The following is a 6,468-nucleotide window of genomic DNA, read 5'->3' on the forward strand; positions in this document are numbered from 1 at the left end:
GGTAAATTTATTATTGATTTTAAACAAATAGTAATTTGTAGATAAGTAAGAACTAAGAGCTAAAAGGTAAGAGCTAAGGATAAAACTCTCCGAGTTTTTAAATTAAATTAAATACTTCTTACTTCTTACTTTTTAGTTCTTATTTCAAATACAAATTCCAATTTACTATAACCAAAAAAGTTAATTTCTAACTCCCTTAGGGCCACGCAAAGCGTGTTATAATTTAAAATTTTTCGTAATGACAATGGAGAAAAATTATCCTTAACTGTCAATTGTCAATTGTCATCTGTCAACTAAAAATTGGTCACAATTTTTTCAAAGGGAGGGTAAATTATGGACAATTTAAAGGAATATATAATTGAAAAAGGACAAAAGGCTAAATTAGCCGCAAGAGTATTGTCTACTCTTGATACTGACTCAAAAAATAAGGCTTTACATGCTATGGCCAAGGCCTTAGAAGAAAATATGAAATCTATAATAGATGCTAACTCTATAGATATGAAAAATGGTGAAGAAAAAGGCTTAAGCAAATCCATGCTTGATAGACTTTTAATAAATGAAAAAAGAATCTTAGATATGAGTGAAGGTTTAACACAAGTATCAAAATTACCAGACCCTATTGGAGAAATCACAAAGATGTGGAAAAGACCAAATGGCCTTACCATAGGTGAAAAAAGAGTACCTTTAGGAGTTATTGGTATAATTTATGAAGCAAGACCTAATGTCACTGTTGATGCTGCAGCACTTTGCTTAAAATCCGGTAATGCTGTAATACTTAGAGGTGGCTCTGAGGCTATCAACACCAATAAGGTTGTAGCTAATTTATTAAGTGGTGCCTGCAAGGAATGCGGCCTTCCTGAAGGAACAGTACAGCTTATAGAAACTACTGATAGAGAAGCAGTTAATATAATGCTTAAGTTAAATGAATATATAGATGTATTGATTCCTAGGGGTGGAAGAGGTCTTATACAAACTGTAGTTAAAAATGCTACAGTGCCTGTAATAGAAACAGGAGTTGGTAACTGCCATATATTTGTTGATGAAAGTGCAGATTTAAAAATGGCAGAGGATATTATAATAAACGCTAAAGTTCAAAGACCTGCTGTGTGCAATGCTATGGAAAGTCTGCTTGTACATGAAAAAATAGCAGAAAAGTTCTTGCCTATAATTGCTGCTTCACTGTCAAAACTAGGAGTAGAATTAAGAGTTTGTGATGAAGGTAAAAAAATAATTATGGATTCCATAAAGGATGAAGAGATTTTAAAACATATTGTAGACGCAACAAGCGAAGATTGGGATACTGAATTCCTAGATTTAATATTATCCGTTAAGGTAGTTCCTTCTCTAGATGCTGCATTAGATCATATATATAAACATGGGACTAAACATTCAGAAGCTATAATTACAGAAAGCTACTCAAATTCACAAAGATTTTTAAATGAAGTAGATGCCGCTGCAGTATACGTAAATGCCTCTACAAGATTTACTGATGGCTTTGAATATGGATTTGGTGCAGAAATAGGCATAAGTACTCAAAAACTTCATGCTAGAGGTCCTATGGGACTTCAGCAGCTTACTACAACTAAATATATTGTTTATGGAAATGGACAAATAAGAAAATAAGTTTACTAAAATACAACAAAAGAGGGAACGCAGATAGATTTGTATTTACACAAATCTACCTACGTTCTCGTATTGTAGATTCCTTAATGCCACAGCCCTTTCCTAATTATTCACTATTTACTATGCTTTTTTCACTATTTTAAACATAGGTAATCTGTTTATCAGCATCACAAACTATATCTACTAACTTATCATTAACATAGGTCTTCAATATAACTTTATGCTGCCATAGTTGAACTATATATTTTAAGGTTTCTGCAGCATAGTTTAAGTCCAGCTCTCTTCCATCAAATGTGTGCTCTAAAATCAAAGTTTTATTATATTGACTCATATCACTAATGGTAATATAGGGTATCATACCTAAACCACAGGAACTGCATAAGGTATTCTTTATTTCCTTGTATCCATCTTCATCAGAAACCTGTTCAATGATATAGTCTTTGTCATTTTTACCATATTGGAAAAGATTCATTTCAAGACATAATTCTTTTGTCAGATATCTTCTAATAAAGGATTCATCCCTTTCCATGGCTCTTACTTCAAAAATCTTTTTTCTTCCATGCTTTTCTTCTAATTCAGTTAATATTTTAAATCCCATATAGTAAGGATTTATTCTTCCCTCTAATGGAGTTATTACATCATTATGTCTCTTTAAAAATTCTAAATATAGATTCTGTGGAAGGTCTAATTTTTTTAATATATTATAGTGCCAATAACTTGCCCAGCCCTCATTCATTATTTTTGTCTCTATTTGAGGCAGGAAGTATTTGGTTTCTTCTCTTACTATTTCTAGAATATCATTTTGCCAGGAGGATAACCCTCCATATTTTATAATAAACCCCAATATATCCTCTTCCGGCTCTAAAGGTATTTTATCAATATTGCCTATTTCCTTTTTCTCTCTAGGCTTTAATATATCATTATTTTCATAACTCTTATAGTCTTCAATAATCTTTGCCTTAAGCTCTTCATTTGTAAGTTTTTTTATTCCAATGCTCCTATCCCTTTGAAGCTTTATGGCATGAGCTGCATCTAATATGTTTTCCACTTCACTGTATCCTATGCTGGGGTCATTTATATATTCCCTTATTCTATCGCCATGATTTTTAAACATCTCTACTGTGTATTTGGCATCTGTACCCATGGCAAATAACCTATTATTTTTAAAGAAATCATTATGCCCATATACATGGGCAATAGTTAGTATTTGTAACAGTAAAGTATTGTCCTTCATCAAATAAGCTATACATGGGTCAGAATTTATAACCATTTCATAAGGTAATCCTGTAAGGTTATATTGATAAAGAGTTTTTAATCTATCGTAAGCCTTACCAAAGCTCCAATGAGGATATCGAGCAGGCATACCTAGATATACCTCATAGGCCAGCATATCATTATAATCTATTATTTCAAATTCCTGTGGATAATAATCTAGCCCAAAGTCCTTTACTATTTCTTCTATTTTATCATTCCAGTATTGAAGTTCCTTGTAAGTATAATTCAACGATGCCCCACCCCCTTGAAAATCAACTGTTTATTTTTATTTCTGCCCTTAATAATTCCTTTAAAGCATCCCACAGATCTTCTTTCTTTTGCATGGATACAGGAACAAAATTATCCTTTTTTACCTCTTTGGAATATCTTTTTCTTATACCACTTATATATCCATAGGTCATAATTTCTACATATCCAAAAAGATTGCAGGCATCACATAGATCGTTAGCTGATTTTATAGCTCTTTCATTATCCTCGCTCCAGTTATCACCATCACTTGCATGAAAAGCATATATATTATAATTTTCAGGATTATATTTTTCTTTTATTATGTCCAAGGCCATTTTATAACCGCTGGATATATAGGTTCCTCCTGATTCAACCTTATGAAAGAATTCATTCTCTGTTACCATTTTTGCAGATGTGGAATGAGATATAAAAACTATTTCCGCACTTTCATATTTCATTTTTATAAAACTGTATATCATAAAGAAGAAGGATCTAGCCAAATATTTTTTATTTTGATCCATGGAGGCAGATGTATCCATAATACAGATGACTACAGCATTGTATTCCTTCTTTTTACGAGGCTTTACTCTGTAATATCTTAAGTCATCCTTTTTAAAGGGAAATCTCTCTATTTCTACAAGCTTTTGCTCACCATGTAACTCCTGCTGTCTCTCCCTTAGTACTCTCTTCATTCCCTGTTTTCTTTTAAGCTTTTCAACTACTGTTCTTTTTTTAGCCAACCTTGGAGGAATACCGCTTCTCTGATATCCACTTTTTTTCCTTGAGCCTTCTTCTAGTATCTCTGAAAATTTCTTTTTCTTTAGATTAGGGAGTTCCAAGTCATCAAATATATATGAAAACACATCCTCAATAGTTATCTCTGTTTCAAATATATCTTCTCCTTCTTCATTACCTGCTCCAGTGCTACCTTTTCCAGCTTCCCCTTTATCTGTTCCTATTTTATCCCCTTTTTTTTCTGTGCCGTCTCCACTGCCCACACCTGGAGCATTTTTGCCATATACAAATTGATATTCTTTAATTCCCCTGATAGGAATTTTAATTTTCTTATTTTTAGTCTGACCAATTAAACTTTCCTCTGACAGGATATCTACTAAATTTTTTTTAATGGATTCCTCTACTAATTTTTGATGTCTCCTCCTATCTTCAGCAGGTCTGTCATGGGGTATGGGATTGAATTCTCTAATTACTGCCATAATATCAATCCTTCCATAGATTATTAGCAGCGTATTTCAATATTACATCACAGCATTCATAACAGTATCCATTTCTCTTCATTTCTTCCACCATGGCATTATATTTTTCATTTTGTTCTTTATCTCTTACCCTAGATTTTGTTATTATTCTTGACATTTCTCTAACTGAATAAGTTAATTTCTTTTCTATAGCTTCCTTTAGTGGTTCATAGGAGGTGTAATCTATCTTAGCACCCTTTCTTACTAAATAGAACATATAAGAGGTTACATCAGATCTAAAGCCTTTAGCAGAGCTATCAGAAATACCTATTTGCTCTTCTATAGATCTCATAAACTTTTCATCAGGATCTAATTGCTCTCCTGTAGCTTTATCTTTTATTTTTGTTTTATTAACATAGGATTCCGCATGGTCTAAATAATTATTGAAAAGACTTTCTGCTTGTTCCCTAAAGCTCTGTATAAAAGCTTTAGTTATTTCCTTTTCTAATATTTTGTTGTACTCTTTCCTTATGTTATCTTGTAAAAAGGCCAAATACTTCTTTCTTTCATCCTCAGAAGTATCCAAATCTTTCACTGATTTTATCATGCTTTCCATAACGCTCAATGGATTAATACAATCACACTTTGATTCTGAAATAGCATTGTCTATAGCCTTTATAATAAATCTTGTAGATATACCAGACATTCCTTCTCCAAGGCCTGCCTCTTCTCTTAACTCTGAAATATCAATCTTTTTAGTTGTTCCTTTCTCTACTATTTCTTCTCCATTATATATTTTAAGTTTAGTCAATAAATCCACCTTGTTGGATGGAGTAAGCCTAGAGAGAATTGCAAACATAGCCGCTACGTCTATAGTATGAGGTGCTATATGGGTCTTAAAGTTACTTTTCCTCAGTATTTTTTCATATATCTTTTTCTCCTCATTTAATTCCAAACAATAGGGGACCTCTATCTTTACTATTCTATCTAATATAGCTTCATTGGTGTGATCAGATTTAAATTTATTCCACTCTGCCTCATTGGAATGGGCCACTATAACCCCATCGAAATATATCATAGCGCCTTTTCCTGGAGAGGGAATGGATTTTTCCTGAGTTGCTGTAATAATAGTATGCAGATATTCCACATCATTTTTAAATACTTCTATGAATTCAACTAATCCTCTATTTCCCACATTAAATGCTCCATTTAGTGAAAAAATTCTTGGGTCGTCTTCTGAATATAGATCCATTTTTGATATATCTACTGAGCCTATAAGTACGGATGTGTCTTGATTATTAGGATCTACTGGGGGAACTACTCCAATTCCTTTTCTTGATCTTATAGAAAAATCAGTTCTCTCCACTGGGAATTTTTCATATTCCCCATGGTACTCCTCTTTTAATCTGTATCTACATACGGGGCATAAATCTCCCTCTATTTCTACACCTAATTCTTTTTCAAATTCTTTTCTTAAATGCTTAGGTATAAGATGCAGTGGTTCTTCTCTCATTGGACATCCTTTTAAAGAATAGATAGCTTCACTATTTTCTACAACTTTTTTTAGTGACTCTACAATGGAAGACTTTCCCGACCCTACAGGCCCTACTAGGTATAACACCTGTCTGGCTTCCTCGCCCTTCATTGATGCAGAATAAAAATAGTTAACTAGTTTTATTAAAGTTTTATCAATACCAAAGAAATCCTTGTTGAAAAAATTATAGCTTTTTATTGTTTCATTACCATATATTTTTCTTACTCTTATATTTTCTTCTGGATCTAAAATCTCAACTCCCTCTTTAGTTATTAGATCATACATTCTTTTATGAGCTAAATTACATATTTCAGGATTTTTCTTAATAATCTCCAAATAGTCCATAAGAGTTCCTTGAAATTTTTCTCCTTTTCTTTTTTCTCTATCTTTTTCAATTAACTCTTTAAAATTCATAAATACCTCCATAAAAATTGATAACTTTAGCCTTATATTTTATTGTATTTATATTAAATTTTCTTAAGGTTTAGAACCTTAGAGTATAATTTTAGTAGGCAAAAGTAGTAATAATTACTGCTTAAAAAATTAAAAGGAGATACAAAAAGTATCTCCCACATACATAAAAAATCCATTATAATGTAAGTTGATATTACTATA

Annotated in this window: 4 protein-coding genes; 1 reads left to right on the plus strand and 3 read right to left on the minus strand. The window is 32.0% G+C overall.

Annotated elements, in window-relative coordinates:
• Positions 1-333: 333 nt before the first annotated feature.
• Positions 334-1,623, plus strand: a complete 1,290-nt coding sequence (locus tag CLLI_RS13260; protein WP_106064682.1) for a glutamate-5-semialdehyde dehydrogenase — start codon at positions 334-336, stop codon at positions 1,621-1,623.
• A gap of 139 nt (positions 1,624-1,762) precedes the next feature.
• On the opposite strand, the gene CLLI_RS13265 is transcribed toward CLLI_RS13260, so the two are convergent.
• From CLLI_RS13265 to CLLI_RS13275, 3 genes are read right to left on the minus strand one after another with little or no spacing between them, the layout of a single operon-like run.
• Positions 1,763-3,127 carry a SpoVR family protein gene (locus CLLI_RS13265; RefSeq protein WP_106064683.1) on the minus strand — a complete coding sequence of 455 codons (1,365 nt, stop codon included), beginning with the start codon at positions 3,125-3,127 and terminating at the stop codon, positions 1,763-1,765.
• A gap of 22 nt (positions 3,128-3,149) precedes the next feature.
• Positions 3,150-4,340, minus strand: a complete 1,191-nt coding sequence (gene yhbH, locus CLLI_RS13270) for a sporulation protein YhbH (protein ID WP_106064684.1) — start codon at positions 4,338-4,340, stop codon at positions 3,150-3,152.
• A gap of 4 nt (positions 4,341-4,344) precedes the next feature.
• Positions 4,345-6,267: a PrkA family serine protein kinase gene (locus tag CLLI_RS13275; RefSeq protein WP_106064685.1), complete on the minus strand. Its 1,923-nt coding sequence runs from the start codon at positions 6,265-6,267 to the stop codon at positions 4,345-4,347.
• Positions 6,268-6,468: the final 201 nt, after the last annotated feature.

The organism is Clostridium liquoris (assembly GCF_002995785.1).
GTDB classification, from domain to species: domain Bacteria; phylum Bacillota; class Clostridia; order Clostridiales; family Clostridiaceae; genus Clostridium_AO; species Clostridium_AO liquoris.

Coding starts and splice junctions, on each gene's coding strand:
- CLLI_RS13260 (WP_106064682.1), top strand. CDS start 334: ATGGACAATTTAAAGGAATATATAATTGAAAAAGGACAAAAGGCTAAA.
- yhbH (WP_106064684.1), bottom strand. CDS start 4,340: ATGGCAGTAATTAGAGAATTCAATCCCATACCCCATGACAGACCTGCT.
- CLLI_RS13275 (WP_106064685.1), bottom strand. CDS start 6,267: ATGAATTTTAAAGAGTTAATTGAAAAAGATAGAGAAAAAAGAAAAGGA.